Annotated in this window: 12 protein-coding genes; 2 read left to right on the top strand and 10 right to left on the bottom strand. The window is 62.5% G+C overall.

From position 1 onward, the window contains the following. Nucleotides 1-6: 6 nt before the first annotated feature. Nucleotides 7-1,134: an iron uptake system protein EfeO gene (gene efeO / locus HBO19_RS09610; protein WP_170057435.1), complete on the bottom strand. Its 1,128-nt coding sequence runs from the start codon at nt 1,132-1,134 to the stop codon at nt 7-9. Nucleotides 1,135-1,212: 78 nt separating this feature from the next. After that, nucleotides 1,213-2,046 (bottom strand): iron uptake transporter permease EfeU, encoded by an 834-nt coding sequence (efeU, locus tag HBO19_RS09605; RefSeq protein ID WP_170057391.1) that lies wholly within the window; start codon nt 2,044-2,046, stop codon nt 1,213-1,215. A 190-nt stretch (nt 2,047-2,236) separates the two neighbouring features. Here efeU and HBO19_RS09600 point away from each other — a divergent pair, with 190 nt between their 5' ends. Beyond that, nucleotides 2,237-3,253, top strand: coding sequence for an AraC family transcriptional regulator (locus tag HBO19_RS09600; RefSeq protein WP_170057390.1), 1,017 nt, complete (start codon nt 2,237-2,239; stop codon nt 3,251-3,253). Between the two features lie 257 nt (nt 3,254-3,510). On the opposite strand, the gene HBO19_RS09595 is transcribed toward HBO19_RS09600, so the two are convergent. The 3 genes from HBO19_RS09595 to mexE are packed head-to-tail and all read right to left on the bottom strand — an operon-like array spanning nt 3,511 to nt 9,362. Beyond that, a complete protein-coding gene (locus HBO19_RS09595; RefSeq protein WP_169951431.1) occupies nt 3,511-4,926 on the bottom strand; it encodes a TolC family protein in 1,416 nt (471 codons plus the stop codon). Beyond that, nucleotides 4,923-8,102 carry an efflux RND transporter permease subunit gene (locus HBO19_RS09590; RefSeq protein WP_170041477.1) on the bottom strand — a complete coding sequence of 1,060 codons (3,180 nt, stop codon included), beginning with the start codon at nt 8,100-8,102 and terminating at the stop codon, nt 4,923-4,925. Before HBO19_RS09590 ends, HBO19_RS09595 begins: the two co-directional genes overlap by 4 nt. A 15-nt stretch (nt 8,103-8,117) precedes the next feature. Next, nucleotides 8,118-9,362, bottom strand: a complete 1,245-nt coding sequence (gene mexE, locus HBO19_RS09585) for a multidrug efflux RND transporter periplasmic adaptor subunit MexE (RefSeq protein ID WP_170057389.1) — start codon at nt 9,360-9,362, stop codon at nt 8,118-8,120. 596 nt (nt 9,363-9,958) lie between these two features. Between mexE and yddG the strand changes: the two genes are divergently transcribed. Then, nucleotides 9,959-10,849, top strand: a complete 891-nt coding sequence (gene yddG / locus HBO19_RS09580; RefSeq protein WP_169951437.1) for an aromatic amino acid DMT transporter YddG — start codon at nt 9,959-9,961, stop codon at nt 10,847-10,849. Here the strand turns inward: yddG and HBO19_RS09575 are convergent. The 5 genes from HBO19_RS09575 to HBO19_RS09555 form a co-directional block, all read right to left on the bottom strand. Then, nucleotides 10,846-11,808, bottom strand: coding sequence for an arsenic resistance protein (locus HBO19_RS09575; protein WP_169951439.1), 963 nt, complete (start codon nt 11,806-11,808; stop codon nt 10,846-10,848). The genes yddG and HBO19_RS09575 overlap by 4 nt on opposite strands. A 134-nt stretch (nt 11,809-11,942) precedes the next feature. Beyond that, entirely contained in the window at nt 11,943-13,202 is a 1,260-nt protein-coding gene (locus HBO19_RS09570) for a carbohydrate porin (RefSeq protein ID WP_170057388.1), read from the bottom strand. Nucleotides 13,203-13,294: 92 nt separating this feature from the next. Next, a complete protein-coding gene (locus tag HBO19_RS09565) occupies nt 13,295-15,700 on the bottom strand; it encodes a glucose/quinate/shikimate family membrane-bound PQQ-dependent dehydrogenase (RefSeq protein WP_170057387.1) in 2,406 nt (801 codons plus the stop codon). Nucleotides 15,701-15,750: 50 nt separating this feature from the next. Then, entirely contained in the window at nt 15,751-17,184 is a 1,434-nt protein-coding gene (locus HBO19_RS09560; protein ID WP_262386247.1) for a glycosyltransferase family 39 protein, read from the bottom strand. After that, nucleotides 17,184-18,170, bottom strand: coding sequence for a glycosyltransferase (locus tag HBO19_RS09555; protein ID WP_262381004.1), 987 nt, complete (start codon nt 18,168-18,170; stop codon nt 17,184-17,186). Before HBO19_RS09555 ends, HBO19_RS09560 begins: the two co-directional genes overlap by 1 nt. Nucleotides 18,171-18,464 lie beyond the last annotated feature (294 nt).

Genomic DNA, 18,464 nt, shown 5'->3' with positions numbered 1-18,464 from the left:
TCGTCTTCACTTAAGGCCGGAGAGGCCAAGGGCTGGGTCGATTCCATCGAGTGCGGCGGCCAGAGCCTTGGCCTTGTCGGCGATCTGCTGGCGCTGATCGGCGGTAACGCTGTCATAGGTGGGGTAGTGGCCATCGACCTGTAGGCCGTCGAGTTGCGCGGCGAAAGCGTTGATCGCGCTATCGATCCCCGGCAACAGGTCGGCGGCGGACTTGCCCAGCAGCGGCCGCATCAGGTCCACCACTTTGCGCGTCACCGTAAGGTTGGCGGCAAAGCCATTGAGGTCGAGGTGGCTGTAGCGCTCCTCTTCGCCACTGGCGGCGCGCACGTCGGCCAGGCTGTTGAGGTTGCGCACCAGGATGCTCACCAGTTGCTCGGGCGGCAGCGACTGCGCGAGTAGCTGTTGCTTGAGGGTGGTGACATCGGCCAGCAGGCGCTGGGCAATCGGTGCCAGGCCGTCGAGGCTGTGTTGCGCGAACAGGCCGTACTCCAGGCGATGGAAGCCGCTGAAGGCCGGGTCCTGTTCGCGTTTTTCGAAGTAATCGGCGCGGGCATTGATCGCGTTGTCCAACTCGGCCAGGCGCTGGGCGGCCGGGGCCAGTCGTTGGTAAGCCTCGCGAGCCGGCAGGTACAGGGCCTGGGCTTGGCTCAGGTCGCCGGCGGCAATCGCCTGTTGGAGGGCGCTGACGGTCTTGATCAAGGCGCCACCCTGGGTGTTCAGATACACGCGAAACTCCGACAGCGGGCCGACAAAGGCCACCATCGACGGCTTGGCTTTGGCCTGGGCGTCGGACTCGGCGGTCGGCGTTACGTGCAGGGTGCCGCGCGGGTTGCTCAACAGGCCGCAGGTGATGGCGTAGTCGCCCGGCAGCAGGTTGGCGTTGATCACCTGGCTCAAGCCCGGCGCAATGTTTTCGCGCTCTTCGACCACCAGCACGCCGTCGAGGATTTCCCACTCCACCGCGCGATCCGAACGGTTGATGATGCGAAAACTCGCACGGCCCGCCGGTACGGTCAGGGCGTTGGGTTCGCAGGCGTGGGCGTGGATGATCACGGCGATTTCGTTGTGATTGACCTGACGCTTGGCTGCGGCCAATTGCGCGGCGTAGTAGAACAGGCCGGCGGCGGCGATCATCACGATCACCGAACCGGCGACCGCCCAACGCAAGGCGCGGGGTGGCGAGGCAGGGGCTTGGTTTGGCAAGGGACGACCTTACTGGCTGGAAACGGAAGAGGAGGTGGCCGGCGCGGCGGGCATGAAGAACATCACCAGCGCCAGCACCAGGTAAATCAGGTAGGCGCCCAGGGTGCTGACGGTCGGCGCGTCCTGATAGCCGAACATGCCGGCCAGCACCGAGCCTAGCGGGCCATCCATCGGTAGCGTCGCGCTGAAATCGAACAGTACAGTCTGCAAGTGGTTCCACACCCCGGCTTCATGCAGGGCCTGCACCGAGTTGGCGAGGATGCCGGCGGCTACCACCAGGATGAACAGCCCGGTCCAGCGAAAGAACGCACCAAGGTTCAGGCGCATGCTGCCGCTGTAGATCAAGAATCCCACGACAATCGCCAGCACCAGGCCGAGCAGGGCGCCGATGGGCGCGGCCGGGCCTTCGCTCTGCTGGAACACTGCCAGCAGGAAGAACACCGTTTCCAGGCCTTCGCGGGCTACGGCGAAAAACACCATGGCAATCAGCGCAATCACCTGGTTGCGTGAGCCGGCCAGGGCATGATCCAGGGATTGGTGCAGGGAATGCTTGATCGAGCGCGCGACCTTGCGCATCCAGAACACCATGGAACTGAGAATGCCCACGGCCACCAGGCCGACAATGCCTTCGAACAGTTCTTGCTGCTTTTGCGGGAACTCGGCGCTGACCAACTCCAGCCCACCGCCGACCAGCAGGGCCAGGGCGGCTGCCAGAAATACGCCGATCCACACCGCCGGCATCCATTGGCCACGGCCGGTCTGTTGCAGGTAGCTGGCGATGATGCCGACGATCAATGCGGCTTCAATGCCTTCGCGCAGCATGATGAGAAAGGGGACGAGCATCGGGCACCGCAACGTAATTAGTTAGGGTGCTAAGTTGTAACATAATGATACTCATTACTAAACAGCGGATCTTGACGTTTTCTGAACACGGCCTGAACAGCCGCCTAAGTCGTTGCAGCGTGGGGTATGTGTTCCTTATCAAGCCCACACGCTCCTACAATGGCCGACCTACAAGATTGAGCCCTGGCCCATGTCGGAAAAAGACACAATCTCCATCCACCTGGTTCGTGAAGCCCTGTTGCAGAGTTGCGCCCCCGGTGCGGCGACGCGGGAGGCCCTGAACAAGGTCGGGATCGAGCCTGCCTTGCTGGAGCAGCCTGCCGCCCGCGTCCCGGCGCTGGCGTACGCGCGGCTCTGGCGCTTGCTGGCGCGGCGTCGGGATGATGAGTTTTTTGGCATGGACCCGCGCAAGCTCAAGTCCGGCAGCCTGGGGTTCCTGTGTCGCGCGTCCATGGCCCAGCCTACCCTGGGCGAGGCCCTGGAAACCGGCCTGGGCTTCCTGTCGTTGATGCTCGAGCACCTGCCCGCGCAATTGGTGCGCCAGCAAAGCCTGGCGGAAATCGTCTTGCTGGAGCCCGAACCCGAACCGCGACGGGCGTTCACCTATTTTTGCTACTGGATGATCGTCCACGGCGTCGCCTGCTGGCTGGCCGGGCGACGCATCCCGATCCTGGCCATTGAATTGCGCTGCCCGCAACCGGACTTCTGCGACGACTACCAGGTGATGTTCTCCGACAACCTGCGCTTTGATCGCACGCGTACACGCATGATCTTTTCTGCCGACTGCCTCGACCTGCCGGTCAAGCGCAGCCCCGAGGAACTCAAGCGCTTCCTGGCCCAGGCGCCGGCCAACATCCTGGTCAAATACCGCGACCCCGACAGCCTGGCGATGCGCATCAAGCATGACCTGCGCCGACGCCCGGCCCAACAGTGGCCGGAAACCGAAAGCCTGGCCCAGGAGTTGTGCATGTCCGCCTCGACCCTGCGCCGGCGCCTGGCGGAAGAAGGGCAAACCTACCAGGGCCTGAAGGACAGCGTGCGCAAGGAACTGGCGGTTGTGTGGCTGGCCGAGGCTGATATCAGCTTCGCCGAGATCGCCAGCCGCCTGGGTTTCGCCGATGTGAGTTCGTTCTACAAGGCCTTTCGCAAATGGTCGGGCTCCAATCCCGGGCATTACCGCAGCTTGATTCTCACTGAAGCCAACTGAGTCAGATCGGCGAAACTGAACCTTGTAGGAGCTGTCTCGCTCTGCGAGGCTGCGATACTGGTGGCACAGCCAGTCTTTGTATCGCCTGACCCACCGCTATCGCAGCCTCGCAGAGCGAGACAGCTCCCACCTTTGATCTTAGCGACCTTGAGCGACGTGTCTGGCGGGGCCCTAACAGGCAAAAAAAAGCCCCGTGACCGAATGGACCACGGGGCTAAAAATTGGCTGGATGCGACCAACCAAAGGAGCTCTTTACATCACTTTGCGCTGGCGACCACGGTCTCCGGCTGCCAGCCACCCCCCAATGCCTTGTAGATCGCCACGATGCCGCGATACAGGTCCACTTCGGCCAGGGCTTGGGCGTCTTCGGCCAGCAGGCGTTCACGTTGGGCGTCGAGCAGTACGAGGAAGTCGGCAGTGCCTTCGCGGTAGCGGATTTCGGCCAGGTCGGCCGCGGCACGGCTGGATTCGCTCTGGCGGATCAGTGAGACCAGGCGCTGCTGGCGCTTGCCGTAGTCGCTGAAGGCATTCTCTGACTCTTCCAACGCTAGCAATACTTGCTGCTCGTAGGTGGCCAGGGCGCCGTCGGCTTCGGCATCGGCGCCGCGCAGGCGGGCGCGTACGCTGCCCAGGTCAAAGGCGGCCCAGGTGATGCTCGGGCCCAGGGCCCAGGCGTTGGCGGCGGAGGAGCCGATCTGCGAGCCACGGCCAGCGGTAAACCCAAGGAAACCACTGAGGCTGACCCGTGGAAACAAGTCGGCCTTGGCCACGCCGATACGTGCCGTGGCGGCGGCCAGTTTGCGTTCGGCACTGAGAATGTCCGGGCGCCGTTGCAGCAGTTGCCCCGGGTCGCCAATCGGCAAGGCCTTGGCAATTGCCGGCAGGTTGGCCGGGCTCAGGTCCACGCTGAGTTTGTCCGGGCGCTGGCCGAGGAGGGTGGCGATGCGATTGCGCTCGCGCACTTGCTCGGCCTGCAATTGCGGCACGCTGGCTTCGACCGCTGCCAGGCGTGCATCGGCACGTACCACGTCCAGTTGGTCGCCGACGCCGGCATCGCGCAGGCTTTCGGTGATGGTGCGCGAGTCCTGCTGGTTCTTCAGGTTGGCCAGGGCGATTTTTTCCCGTAGTTGCGCACCGCGCAGTTGGCCGTAGGCGTCTACCAGTTCGGCAATCAGGCTGACTTGCAGTTGGTAGAGGTCGGCTTCGGCGGCTTGCTGGTCGGCGTCGCTGGCTTCGAGATTGCGCTGGATGCGGCCAAACAGGTCCAGCTCCCAGGCCATGTCCAGGCCCAGGTCATAGCGCTCGCTATTGACCCGGCGTGTGGTCTGGCCAGGGATCTGGCCCTTGGCCAAGTCGCTGCTGGCGCGGCTGGTGATGGTCGGCATCGCGTCATTGCTGGCGTCATCGCGAATCGCCCGGGCGGCCCGCAGGCGGGCAAACGCGACCCGCAGGTCCCGGTTGCCGCTCAACGATTGGCTGACCAACTGGTTGAGGATCGGGTCTTCGAATTGCTGCCACCAGATACCTTCGAACTTGGCGTGGTCGTATTGCTTGGCATCGGCGGCGGCCGTGATGTTGGCCGCCTCCAGTTGCTGGGTTTTATAGTCCGGGCCCACGGCGCAGGCGGCGAGCGCCAATACCAACAGGCTCGGCAGGAACACTTTCACATTCATTGCTGTGTCTCCAGCTGCAAGGCCTTGGCCGCTTTGCGCGCTTGGCTGCGCTCCACATAGCGGCGGATCAACACGTAGAACACCGGCGTCAGCAACAGGCCGAAGAAGGTCACCCCGATCATCCCGGAGAACACCGCCACACCCATGGCATGACGCATCTCGGCACCGGCGCCGCTGGAGAACACCAGGGGCACCACGCCCATGATGAAAGCGAACGAGGTCATCAGGATCGGCCGCAGACGCAGGCGGCAGGCTTCCAGCACCGCGGCCAGCGGGTCGAGGCCTTCTTCCTGCTTATCCTTGGCGAATTCGACGATCAGGATCGCGTTCTTACAGGCCAGGCCCACCAGTACGATCAAGCCGATCTGGGTAAAGATGTTGTTGTCGCCACCGGACAGAATCACCCCGGTGATGGCCGACAGCAGGGTCATCGGTACGATCAGGATCACTGCCAGTGGCAAGCTCCAGCTTTCGTATTGGGCGGCCAGTACCAGGAACGCCAGCAGTACGCAGAGCGGGAACACGAACAGCGCGGTATTGCCCGAGAGGATTTGCTGATACGTCAGGTCAGTCCACTCGTAGGTCATGCCGTTGGGCAGTTCTTCTTTGAGCAGTTTCTCGATCGCCGCCTCCGCCTGGCCCGAGCTGTAGCCGGGGGCGGCGTTGCCGTTGATCTCGGCGGTGATAAAGCCGTTGTAGTGCATCACACGGTCCGGCCCCGAGGTGTCGCTGACCTTGATGAAGGTCGCCAGCGGGATCATCTCGCCCTTGTTGTTGCGCACTTTCAACTGGCCGATCTGGTCCTGGTCCAGGCGGAACTGCTGTTCAGCCTGCACGTTGACCTGATAGGTACGGCCAAAGCGGTTGAAGTCGTTGGCATACAACGAGCCCAGGTAGATTTGCAGGGTGTCGAAGATGTCGCTGATCGCCACGCCGTGGGTCTTGGCCTTTTCCCGGTCGATAGCAGCATCGACCTGGGGCACGTTGACCGTGTAGCTGGTGAACAGGCCGAACAGTTCCGGCACGTTGTGGCTCTTGGCGATGACGTTCTGCACTTCTTTGTACAGCTCTTCATAGCCCAGGTTGCCGCGGTCTTCGACTTGCAGGCGGAACCCACCGATGGTGCCCAGGCCCTGTACCGGCGGCGGTGGGAAGATCGCCATGTAGGCTTCCTGGATGTCGGCGTACTTGCCGTTCAGCGCCCCGGCAATCGCCCCGGCGGACATGCTGGGGTCCTTACGCTCGCCGAACGGTTTCAAGGTCACGAACACGATGCCGCTGTTGGGGCTGTTGGTGAACCCATTGATCGACAGGCCCGGGAAGGCGATGGCGCTTTCGACGCCGGGCTGTTTCAAGGCGATGTCAGACATGCGCTTGATCACGTTTTCGGTGCGGTCTAGGCTCGCGGCGTCCGGCAGTTGGGCGAAGGCCACCAGGTATTGCTTGTCCTGGGCCGGTACGAAACCGGTGGGCGTGTGGGCAAACCCGAAGAAGGTCAGCACCATCAGGCCGCCATACACGAACAGCGCGATACCGGTGCCACGGATCACCCGGCGTACGGTGCCGACGTAGCCATGGCTGGCCTTTTCAAAGAAGCGGTTGAACGGGCGGAACAGCCAGCCACCGAAGAGCTTGTCGAGGAACCTGGAGAACCGGTCTTTTGGCGCGTCATGGCTGCGCAGCAAGACTGCGGCAAGGGCCGGCGACAGGGTCAGGGAGTTGAATGCCGAGATCACGGTCGAGATGGCGATGGTCAAGGCAAACTGCTTATAGAACTGCCCGGTCAAGCCGCTGATAAAGGCGGCCGGGATAAACACCGCACACAGCACCAGCGCCGTGGCAATGATCGGCCCGGTCACTTCGCTCATGGCTTTTTCCGTGGCCGGGAAGGGCTCCAGGCCCAACTCGATGTTACGTTCGACGTTCTCCACCACCACGATGGCGTCGTCCACCACGATCCCGATGGCCAACACCAGGCCGAACAGCGACAGCGCATTGAGGGAAAAGCCGAACAAGTGCATCACCGCAAAGGTGCCGATCAGCGACACCGGCACTGCGACCAGGGGGATGATCGACGCACGCCAGGTCTGCAGGAACAGGATCACCACCAGCACTACCAGGATCAACGCCTCGAACAAGGTGTGCACCACCGCCTCGATCGAGCCGCGCACAAACACGGTCGGGTCGTAGGCGATGCGGTAATCCATGCCTTCGGGGAAGCTCTTTTTCAGCTCGGCCATTTTGCTGCGCACATCATTGGAGATGTCGATGGCGTTGGAGCCCGGCCGCTGGAAGATCGGAATCGCCACCGCCGGCTGATTGTCGATCAGCGAGCGCAGGGCATATTGGCTGGAGCCCAGCTCAACGCGGGCGATGTCCTTGAGGCGCGTGATCTCACCGTTGTCGCCGGCGCGAATCACGATGTTTTCGAACTCTTCCTCGGTGACCAGGCGGCCCTGGGTATTGACCGACAACTGGAAGCTGGTGTCGTTGGGCGCAGGTTGCGCGCCCAGGGCACCGGCGGCCACCTGGCGGTTCTGTTCGCGAATCGCGGTTACCACATCGGTGGCGGTCAGGTTGCGCGAGGCGGTCTTGTTCGGATCCAGCCACACCCGCAGCGAGTAATCGCCCATGCCGAACAACTGCACATCACCCACGCCGCCCAGCCGCGCCAACTCATCCTTGATGTTGAGGATCGCGTAGTTGGACAGGTACAGCATGTCGTAGCGCTGGTCCGGGGAGGTCAAGTGCACGACCATGGTCAGGTCGGGGGAGGCCTTGTCCACGGTGATACCAATGCGTGTCACTTCCTCAGGCAGTTTGGGCTGAGTGCGCGTCACACGGTTTTGCACCTGCACCTGCGCGTTATCCAGGTCGGTGCCCAGGGCGAAGGTGATGGTCAGGGTGAGCTTGCCGTCGGCGGTCGACTGCGAGGACATATAGAGCATGTTCTCGACGCCGGTGATCGCCTGTTCCAGCGGCGAGGCCACGGTTTCACCGATGACCTTGGGGTTGGCGCCGGGGAAGTTGGCGCGCACCACCACGGTCGGCGGTACCACTTCCGGGTATTCGCTGATCGGCAGTTGGAACAGCGAGATTGCGCCGGCGATCAGGATCAGCAGCGATAGCACCGCTGCGAAGATCGGCCGCGATATGAAGAACTTGGAAAAATTCATCTGGTGTGTAGTCCCTTAACCGCGTGGAGTCGCGACACTGGCGAGCTTGGGCGCGGTTTTATCCGGCGCCACTTGCTCCAGGTTGCTGGCTTCAAGCGCTTGTCGTTGTTGGGCCAGGGCGGCGAGGGTTGCCTGGCTGGCCATCGGGATGGTTTCTGGGGCAACCGGCGAACCCGGGCGCACCCGCTGCAAGCCCTTGACGATGATGGTGTCGTCCTTGCTCAGGCCGCTGCGCACGATGCGCAAGCCTTCGATCTTCGGCCCCAGTTCCACGGCGCGGTAGGCGGACTTGTTGTCGGCGTCCATCACCAGCACAAACTTCTTGCCAAGGTCAGTGCCCACGGCTTCGTCGGTGATCAGCACGGCGGAGTAGGTGCCGCTGCCGACCAACTTGAGGCGCGCATACAGGCCGGGGGTGAAACGCCCGTCGCTGTTGTCGAACACCGCGCGCCCACGGATGGTGCCGGTGGCGGGGTTGACCTGGTTGTCGACAAAGTTCATCTGGCCCAGGTGCGGGTTGCCGTCTTCATTGGACAGGCCCAGGTACACCGGGGTGGTGGCGCCGCGACGGCCTTGGCGCGCCAGCTCGGTGTACTTGAGGTACACGCGCTCGTCAGCGTCGAAGTAGGCGTAGACCTTGTCGGTGGAGACCACGCTGGTCAGCTCGGTGACATCGGCGGTGACCAGGTTGCCGGCGGTGATCGCGGCGCGGCTGACACGGCCACTGATGGGCGAGGTGACACGGGTGAAACTCAGGTTCAGGCGGGCCAGGTCCAGTTGCGCCTGAATTCCGGCCATGGCAGCACGGGCTTCCTGGGCGGCGGTGGTACGCGAGTCGGCCAACTCGGCAGAAATCGCATTGCTCTGGCGCAGGCGCTCGCCACGCTGGGCTTCATTGTCACTGCGCGAAGCAGCGGCTTTGGTCTGTTGAAGCTGGGCTTCCAGGCGGCGCACTTCAGCCTGGAATGGACGCGGGTCGATCTGGAACAGCAGGTCGCCTTTTTTTACCAGCGCGCCTTCGGTGAAGGCGACCTGGTCGATCTGGCCTGATACACGCGGGCGGATCTGTACGGTTTCCGGGGCTTCGAGGCGGCCGGTGAACTCGTCCCATTCATTGACCGGTTGTTCCAGGACCTTGGCAACGCTGACTTTGCTGGCGGGCATGGCGGCCGCTTGCTCGGGGGCCTTGCCGCATGCGCTCATCACCAGCACGGCCAAAAGGGCCAGGGGATAGCGCAAATGTTTGAGTGACTGTTCCATGAGGTGCATCCGCCAATGTATTTGAGATGGGCGGATCATGCTCGGCAGTGTGCTATCTCACGAATCGAATGAAACAAAGGTAACTATCATTCGGAATGATATAAGCGCCAGCCAAGCCCTCTAGCATGGGGCTTTCGTTAGGGTGCTATCAATCCCGTTGATGACAAGACACTGTTGCGCGAACTGCAACCAATCAAACAGCCTTGCCTTGAAGTGATCCCCCTGTGGGAGCGGGCTTGCCCGCGATGGCGGCTGTTCAGTCACTATTTTTGGCGGCTGACCCACCACCATCGCGGGCAAGCCCGCTCCTACATTTGAATTGTGGTATGGCCACATTTTTCTGCTCGCTGAGTTCCTACTGTGGGAGCGGGCTTGCCCGCGATGGCGGTAGGTCAAGTAAGGATGTGGCGGCTGACCCACCGCCATCGCAGGCAAGCCAGCTCCTACAGTTGATGTGTGGCGTGGTCATGATTTCTGCTCTCAATGAGATTGCTTGGTTGTGGTTCCCACAAGGAGACAAGCAATACCCCAGCGTGTACCGTTGCGGCCTTTGTGCCGCAGGTGCTGTGGCTGTGGACATTCTCAGAGAGGCATCCATGCAGATCAGGGGGGAGCGGGCCGCGACGGTGTGTGGTTTGGTCGCGATTGTTTTATGGAGCACCGCCGCCGGTTTGATCCGCAGTGTCAGTGAACTGTTCGGGCCCTTGGGGGGCGCGGCGCTGATCTACACGGTAGGCGCGATACTGCTGCTGGCCTGGCTGGGACGGCCGCGCCTGCGCGCCACGTCCTGGCGCTACCTGATCATGGGCAGCGGGTTGTTCGTGGCCTACGAGGTCTGCCTGTCCCTGGCCCTGGGTTTTGCCAGCAACCGCAACCAGGCGATTGAGCTGGGGGTGGTGAACTACCTCTGGCCGTGTCTGACGGTGTTGTTGGCAATCGTCATGAATGGCCAGCGAGCGCGCTGGATTATCGTGCCAGGCTCGGCGCTGGCGCTGTTTGGCATCCTGTGGGTGGTCAGTGGCGATGGCCTGGCATTGGCAACCATCGTCGCCAATGTGCAATCCAACCCCCTGAGCTACAGCCTGGCCCTGGGCTGTGCGATCACCTTTGCCTTGTATTGCAACGTCACGCGGCGCTACGCCGGCGGGCAGAACCTGGTGGTGTTGTTTTTCATCCTGACGGCGGCGCTGCTATGGGCAAAATTCGCCTTCAGTGCCCAAGTGCTGCCGGCTTTTACCTTGGGGAGCAGCCTGGAATTGCTCGCCACGGGCATCGCCATGGCGGGCGGCTATGCACTGTGGAATATCGGTATCCTGCGCGGCAACCTGACCTTGCTGGCGACCGCGTCCTATGGCGCGCCGGTGCTGTCGTCGGCCTTTGCAGCGCTATGGCTGGGCGCTCACCTCACTCCGCAGTTCTGGCAGGGTGCGGTGCTGGTGACCGCGGGCTCGCTGGTGTGCTGGCACGCGACACGGGCGCAACCCTAGCGGCTGCGCCAGACCAGGGCCGGGATCACCCGGATATAGACCAGCTCGAACACCAACTCGATCAAGGTCTGGGTGATGACGGCGGCGGCGGCCAGGGCGCGGATATCTTCCGGCAGGGCCAGCGCCAGCGGCAAGACCACCAGTGAGTTGCGGGTCGCGCTGCTGAACGTGACCGCGCGCGCGGTGCTTGCCGGCAAGCGAAAGGCCCACGCCGTGAGTGCCCCGACCACTGGCGCCAACAGCATAAAGCCTAAGTAAACCGGCACCACCGGCAACAACTGCTCGATCTGCTGCGCGACAAACGCGATCTGCGAGCCAATCACCACGATCAGCACCGCCGCCATGGCCGGCACCGGCATCCATGCCCAGCCATCGTTCCAGCGCTCGAGCAGGCGCGAGTGCCGGGCGCCCGCGCAGGTCAGCACCGCCAGCAGCAGTGGCGCCACGATCAGCAGCAAAAAGGCCTCGACAAACGGGCCGATAGAAATCGCCACCGCTGCGTCACCGGAAGGTATCAGCGCCAGGTACAACGGCAGCAGGGCCAGTTGCAGCAACAGCAACACCGGGGTGGCGGCCAGCGTCAGCCGCGCGTCGCCTTTGCCAATGTGGGTAAACACCACCACGTAGTCGATGCACGGCGTCAGCAGCACCAGCAACGCGCCGATCAGGATGGCCGGGCGCTCGTTCAAACCACGGGTCAAGCCCCAGACCAGCAGCGGGATCAACACGAAGTTGGCGATCAGCAGCGCCGCCATAAAGCGTTTATTGGCCAGCCCCTGGCGCAGTTGCAGAAACGGGATCTGCAGGAACATGGCGTACATCAGCACGGCGATTGCCGGGGTTACCAGGGCGCCAAGCCCCGCTGCGGCCTGCGGGGCGAGCAGGCCACCGAGCGCGGCGCCGATGACGGCGACAAGGTAGACGGGGATCTGGTTCTGCTCAAGTTGTTCTCGGGTCACGGGGTGTCCTTGTCACGGGGGGCTGTGCGCGCCGTGCAGGGTAACCGAAACCAGGCACTCATTTTTGACTGAGTGCCGCCACCGAAAGCCCGGACGCGACGAAGGTCAAATCCGACTGCCTGGAAGTCAGCACTTCAGAACGTCGCCTTCACCTGCAGCCCCAGTATCAGCGCATTGTCGATCTTCTTTGCGGCGAACGCCCCTGGCTCAATGATGTATTGCACATCCGGGCGCAGGGTCAGCCAGGGCGTGGCCTGGTAGCCGTAGCTCAGTTCGAGCAACTGTTCGGCACTGTCAAGGTTTGGCAAGGCACTGTCTTGGGCTTGGGCGGCCTGCTGCAGCACATCGCGGCTGCGCGGGTTGGGTACGGCGCGGCCGTACCCCAGGGCTACGGTGTCCCGTGGTCGGCTGGCGAACGGCCTGTACAGCACCAGGCCGGCGCCATACCAGCGACTGAACGGCGAGGCCGCCTTGCTGGCGGCCGAGTATTGGCCGAACGCATGCAAGGTCCGGCCCTCTGAGGCCTGGGAGTTCCACAGGGCCTGGTCGACCAGCAGATAATGGCCGCCGCGCCCGCTGACGTACTTGGCGCTGCCGATGCGCTGCACGTTGGAGCTGTCGTAGTAGTAGCCAAGCTTGTATTCGCCGGGCAGATCGCTGGCGTGCCTGTAGACCAGCTCGATGGGCACCACGGTGCCGGTCGTGTGCTTGGGCCCCAGGTGCCAGGCGCGGCTGGAGTTGCCGTTGCTTTGCGGGTCGACATTGAACGCCGCCACGCGTAATTGCCAGGCCGGCGAGAAGTCATACTTCACCCGTGCGCCCAGGTGAGCGTTGGGGTAGTTGGTCCAACCGCTGCCGCCGGACATGTTCAGGGGGTGCCCGCAGAAACCGGCGTTCATGAAGTTGCACAGGATCCCGCTGTCGAGGCCGCCCAGGTCGTTGCCCATGGCCATGTAGCCGAGCTTGAGGTTCAGGGCGGGCGTGAACAGGGTGCGCTCATAACTCAGTTCGGTCAGACGGGTGTAGAGCCCGCCGTAGTTTTCCTGGATCGGCAGGCGGTTGCCCACCAGGTCTTCGGAGGCGCTGTTGCCACGCCGGTCGTTGATCGTCAGTTGGATCTTGTCGCCGTTGTGCAGGCCATACAATTTGCCCAGGTCCAGTTGCACGCCAAGCTTGATGTTTTGCGAGTAGCGCGCCGAACGATGCTGGCCGCCATTGGCGTTATAGGCGGTTTCGCCGCTGTAGTCGCCGGTGAACTTGATGCCTTGCTCGTCGAGCTGATGGCGCAGGCCACCCCAGTCGCCGGTGAGGGGGCTGCCGTAGGCGGGCAGCGTGGCGCCCAGCAGCAGGCTGGCGAGCAGGCGCAGAGACAGAGTATTAAACGCGGGGGACATGCGGGGTCTTCCTGGAAAAATCACGATACCTGTGGGAGCCGTGCAGCCCGGCTCCCACATTCAAATGGTGGCGCATCAGCGCCGCGCGGGGCTCAAGGCAGGGCGTAGGCGATCACGTAGTCGCCACGGTCGGTGGATTGGCGCGCGCCGCCCGCGGTGATGACCACATACTGTTTGCCGGTTTTTGGCGACACATAGGTCATCGGCCCACCCTGGCTACCCACGGGCAGGCGGGCTTTCCAGGCTTCTTCGCCATTGGCGCTGTTGAAGGCGCGCAGGTAGAAGTCCTGGGTGCCGGCGATAAACACCAGGCCGCCTTGGGTCGACAGAGTGCCGCCCAAGGTCGGCAGGCCAACCTTGATCGGCAGGTGCATGCGTATACCCAGCGGGCCGGTGTCTTCAACGGTGCCGACCGGTACTTGCCAGGCAATCTGCTGGGTCTTCATGTCGATGGCGGTGAGAGTGCCGAACGGTGGCGCCTGGCACGGAATGCCGGCCACCGACAGGAAGCGGTTTTTGTTCACCGCGTAAGGCGTGCCCTTGAGCGGCACCGCGCCCATGCCGGTGTTCAACGCCTCGCCACCGGAGGAGGCCTGGGCCTTGTTTTGCGAGGGGATCATCTGGATCCACAGGCCCAGGCGCATGTCGTTGACGAAGATAAAACCATGCACCGGGTCGGTGGAGATACTGCCCCAGTTCATTCCGCCCAGGGAGCCGGGGAAGCTCAGTGATTTATCGGTGCCCGGTGCGGTGTACAGGCCGTCGTAGCGCATGCTCTTGAAGTCGATGCGGCACAGCAACTGGTCATAGGGGGTTGCGCCCCACATGTCCGCTTCGCCCAGGGTCTGCGCGCCGATCTGTGGCATGCCCACGGACCTTGGCTGGGTGGGCGAGTACGGTTCATTGGGAATGTCCGCAGCCTTGACCGGCACCTCTTGTACCTCGGTCAACGGCTTGCCGGTAGCGCGGTCGAGAACATAGATCTGCCCGGCCTTGGTGCCGATCACCACGGCGGGTACGGTCTTGCCGTCGGTCTGGGGGAAGTCGATCAGGCTCGGTTGCATCGGCAAGTCGAAGTCCCAGAGGTCATTGTGGACGGTCTGGTACACCCACTTTTCGGCACCGGTGGAAGCGTCCAGTGCCAGCACCGAGGCGCCGTACTTGTGATTGAGCTGGGTGCGCTCCACACCATAGATATCGGTGGAGGAACTGCCCATCGGCAGGAATACCGTGTTCATCAGCGGGTCATAGGACATCGGCGCCCAGCTGTTGGGGGTGCTGCGCACATAGGTGCTGCCGGCTGCGGGGGCCTGCTTGTCTTCAGGGTTGCCCGGGTCGAATGCCCAGCGCATCTGCCCGCTGATCACATCAAAACCACGGATCACGCCGCCCGGCATATCGGTCTGGACGTTATCGGCGACGCGCCCGCCAACCACTACGGTGGTGCCGGCGATCAATGGCGCGGAGGACAACTGGTAATAGCTGTCCGGCACATTGCCCAGGCCGGCTTTCAAATCCACTTGGCCGTGGTTGCCAAAGTCCTCGCAGAACTCGCCGGTATCGGCATCCACTGCAATCAATCGAGCATCGATGGTATTGGTCAGCAGGCGCCGCTGGCACTGCGCACCGGCCGGCACGCTGGCGGCAATGATCGGCGAGCTGTTGGCCTGGGTTGGCTGGGCGATGGGTGCGGTGGCATCGAAATAGGCCATGCCACGGCAGCGCTGCCACACCGCCGACTGGGCGTTGATGGTGTTCTTCCACAGCTCTTTGCCGGTGTCGGCATCCAGCGCGATCAGGTTGTTATGGGGCGTGCAGATAAACACCTTGTTGCCGATCTGCAAGGGTGTGAGTTGATCTTCGGCGCCATTGCCGTCGCTGATGGCCACATCACCGGTGTGATAGGTCCAGGCCACTTTAAGCTTGTCGACGTTGGTGCGATTGATCTGGTCCAGCGCTGCAAAACGGCTGCCGCCTTCGGTGTTGCCGTAGTGCGCCCAGTCCTTCTGCGCATCTGCCGGGGTCACGGGGGTCAAGCCCGGGCCCTTACCGTTGGGCGCGACACTGGGGTGGGCGACAAACATATTGCCCGCCGCCACGGCCAATGCCAGCGCCAGCACGCCCGCCACGCTGAAGGCGCCACGGCGGGTGCCCGGTGCCAGCAACGGATAGGCCAGCGCCACCGCAAGACCAATGGCGGCGAACATGAACAACCGCGAAAACAGTGGCCAGAACACCAGGCCTACATCCACCACAGCCCACACGGCAGTGCCAAGCAAAAATGCGGCGAACAACCAGGCACCTGCTCGTTTGCGCTTGGCAATCAACAGGCCGGAAATGGCCATGGCCACGCCGCCGATCAGGAAGTAGCCGGAGCCGCCCAGGCTCAGCAGTTTTGCGCCGCCGACGGCCAACGCCACGCCGAGCAGGGCGATGATTACGCCCAAGCCCAGCAACAGGAATCGAGAGGCGCCAGCGGCGCGGGGTGTGTGTTTCATGTCGAAAAACCCGAGGGTGATGGTCCAGGGGAGTAATGATAGCAAGCTAATTAACTGCTTGGTACATTTTGTATGGCATTTACAGATCCTGTACCGCACTTAAACAACACACTCTGGCTGGCCCGCAGTTGTTCGACGCAGTTCAACGGCTGCAACTCCTGGAGACCGCGCTTGAGGTCACGTTCGCGGCGGGCGATGTAGAACGTCCGGTCATCGGGCAGGCTGCTCAAGTCGTCGATCTGGCGCGCCTGGCCCTTTGTGTAGAACTCTCCCGAATAGGAGCGGCGGCCCCAGTAGTAAAGGCTTCCCGGCGCGCTGGCTTGCAGTTGCTGCCAGGCGTAGGCGAGGTCGCGCTGGTTGTTGGGCCGATCAAAGGCACGGCCATCGATTGCGGCAATCGGCAGCCACACAGGCAAGAGCAGCGCCAGCATCAGTCCGGTGACTATTTTCCCGGTGCTCCAGCGCGCCTGATTGAGCGCGCCTGCCAGTAACAGGCTCCAGGCCGGTAGGGCCGGCAACAGGTAAGTCCACAGGATATTGCCGGAGAACGTGAAAAAGGCCGGGGTTGCCAGGGCCCACAGGGTGATGAACGCGTAGTAGCGTCCCGACAGCACCGAGCGGCGAAAGCCAATGTAGAGCGCGGGTAGCAGCAGGGTCCACGGGAAAAACGCCAGCAGCAGATCCAGCCAGATAGCACCGATTGGCCGGGCATGGGCACTGCCGTACAAGTCGCCGGCCCAATCGCTGACGACATAGCGCTTCCAATGCTCGCCCACGAGGAAGTAATCAAGAAAGCCGGGGGTGCGTTGTTCGGCAAGCAGGTACCAGGGCACGGCGATCAGCAGCATCAGCAAAACGCCGGTGAGCCAGGGCAAGCGCAAAAAAGCGCGCCACTGGCGATAACCAACGGTCCAGGCGAACGCGGGAATGGCGACCAAGACCACTGCCAATGGCCCCTTCGCCAACAGGCCAAGACCCAGGCCGGCGAATCCTGCCAGCGCCCACCGCCGGTCGCCTTGTGCCACGCCGCGCCAAAAGCCGTAGGTGGCCAGCAGGACCGAGAAACTCAGTGCCGGATCAGTCAGCACCACCCCCGCTGACAGCAGGCCGAGGGTCGAGCTGGAAAAGATAATCGCCGCCAGAACGGCGGTTTTTTCATCCGCTTGCTCACGGGCAAAACGAATGATGATCAGGCAACTGGCCACATGAAACAGCCACGCCGGAACACGAATCGCGAATTCATTGATGCCCAGCCACTGCATGGCCAGCGCCTGGCTCCAGAACGACAGCGGCGGCTTGCCCCAAAACGGCACATCCACCTCGAACAGCGGGGTTACCCAGTTACCGAGTACCAGCATCTTGCGCGCCATTTCTGCATAGCGGGCCTCTGAGGTGTCCATCAGCGGGTAGAGCCCCAGGCTTGCCAGGCGCAGGCCCAAAATGGCGATCAATAGCAGCCATAGCGTACGGGTCGTCATAGTCATCAGCGGTTTTCTTGTTCGCGAGGGTGTGTGGGGCAGGTGTGTTCCGGGCGTTCGGGGGTTTCGCCGAGCAGCCTGTCGAGCAGGTAGATGGGACGCTGCCTGACCTCGCTCAACGTGGCGCCCAGGTATTCGCCGATCATCGCAATGCCCAGGGCGATGAACGCGGCGATGCCCATGATCACGTGATGGGAACTGAAGGTGTTGACGCTCACCTGATAGATGATCAGGACCAGGGTCGCGATGAAAATCACCAGGCTGAGCAGGCTGAACCAGCGTAACGGCTTGCGCGAGAGGGCCAACACACCTTCGATACCCAGGTCGATCAGCGCCAGCGGCCCCCATTTGCTGAGGCCGGCGCTGCGTGGTTCACGGTCGTAGGGCAGCTCGATAGTATTGAACCCCAGCCAACTGATCAGGCCCTTCATGAACCGTGTGCGCTCGGGCATGCATCGCAGCGCTGCCAGGGGGGCAGGGCCAATCAGACGGAAGTCGCTGACGTCGGCAGGCACATCAAACTTGTCGGCCAGGAAGTTCATCAGTTTGTAGTAGAGATGGGCACTGATCCGTTTGCTTGACGTATCAGACAGTCGAGTGCGGCGCTGCATATTGACGATATCGCTGCCAGTCAACCAATGATGAACCATTAATGGAATAAGTTCGGGTGGGTCTTGCAGGTCTGCGTCAATAAATAACAACCCATTGCCACCGGCATAATCAATACCGGCGACCATCGCCGCTTCCTTGCCGAAGTTGCGGCTCAGGTTCAGGCAGCGAACCCCGGGTACCCGGCAATAACCCGCCAGCAGCGCCAGTGTTTCATCGCGACTGCCGTCATTTACATACAACACTTCATGGCGAATGGTTAATGTATCCAGTACAGCCATTAATCGTTTATGAAAGAGTGGCAGTACCTTGGCTTCGTTATAACAGCAGACAACCACACTGAGCAGCGGGCGCAGAGGGCGCTCAGGTCTTGATGGGTTCATGGCGAAAGCTCCAGTGCTGATTGATTCGGTATGTGAGCAACGTCAGGGCGAGGGTGGTCAGCCCTTGCATCAGCCATAGGTGCCGGGGCCAGAGAGCCAGCAGCAAGGCCATCAGCCCCAGGTTTGCCGCGTTATAGGCGAGGGCCGTGATGCAAAAGCGCAACCATTGATAAGTATCGGGTGGGCGGGAGGTTGTGAACGTCCAGCGTTTGTTACCTTGGTAACTTACGGCGGTGCCGATTAGTCCACCCAGTAAAGTCGCTATTAATGCCGGTAGCGCCAACGACAATAACA

Source organism: Pseudomonas sp. WS 5021, from assembly GCF_012985535.1.
GTDB lineage: Bacteria > Pseudomonadota > Gammaproteobacteria > Pseudomonadales > Pseudomonadaceae > Aquipseudomonas.
This window is presented reverse-complemented; position numbering and strand designations above follow the sequence as displayed.

Coding starts and splice junctions, on each gene's coding strand:
- efeO (WP_170057435.1), bottom strand. CDS start 1,134: ATGATCGCCGCCGCCGGCCTGTTCTACTACGCCGCGCAATTGGCCGCA.
- efeU (WP_170057391.1), bottom strand. CDS start 2,046: ATGCTCGTCCCCTTTCTCATCATGCTGCGCGAAGGCATTGAAGCCGCA.
- HBO19_RS09600 (WP_170057390.1), top strand. CDS start 2,237: ATGTCGGAAAAAGACACAATCTCCATCCACCTGGTTCGTGAAGCCCTG.
- HBO19_RS09595 (WP_169951431.1), bottom strand. CDS start 4,926: ATGAATGTGAAAGTGTTCCTGCCGAGCCTGTTGGTATTGGCGCTCGCC.
- HBO19_RS09590 (WP_170041477.1), bottom strand. CDS start 8,102: ATGAATTTTTCCAAGTTCTTCATATCGCGGCCGATCTTCGCAGCGGTG.
- mexE (WP_170057389.1), bottom strand. CDS start 9,362: ATGGAACAGTCACTCAAACATTTGCGCTATCCCCTGGCCCTTTTGGCC.
- yddG (WP_169951437.1), top strand. CDS start 9,959: ATGCAGATCAGGGGGGAGCGGGCCGCGACGGTGTGTGGTTTGGTCGCG.
- HBO19_RS09570 (WP_170057388.1), bottom strand. CDS start 13,202: ATGTCCCCCGCGTTTAATACTCTGTCTCTGCGCCTGCTCGCCAGCCTG.
- HBO19_RS09565 (WP_170057387.1), bottom strand. CDS start 15,700: ATGAAACACACACCCCGCGCCGCTGGCGCCTCTCGATTCCTGTTGCTG.
- HBO19_RS09560 (WP_262386247.1), bottom strand. CDS start 17,184: ATGACTATGACGACCCGTACGCTATGGCTGCTATTGATCGCCATTTTG.
- HBO19_RS09555 (WP_262381004.1), bottom strand. CDS start 18,170: ATGAACCCATCAAGACCTGAGCGCCCTCTGCGCCCGCTGCTCAGTGTG.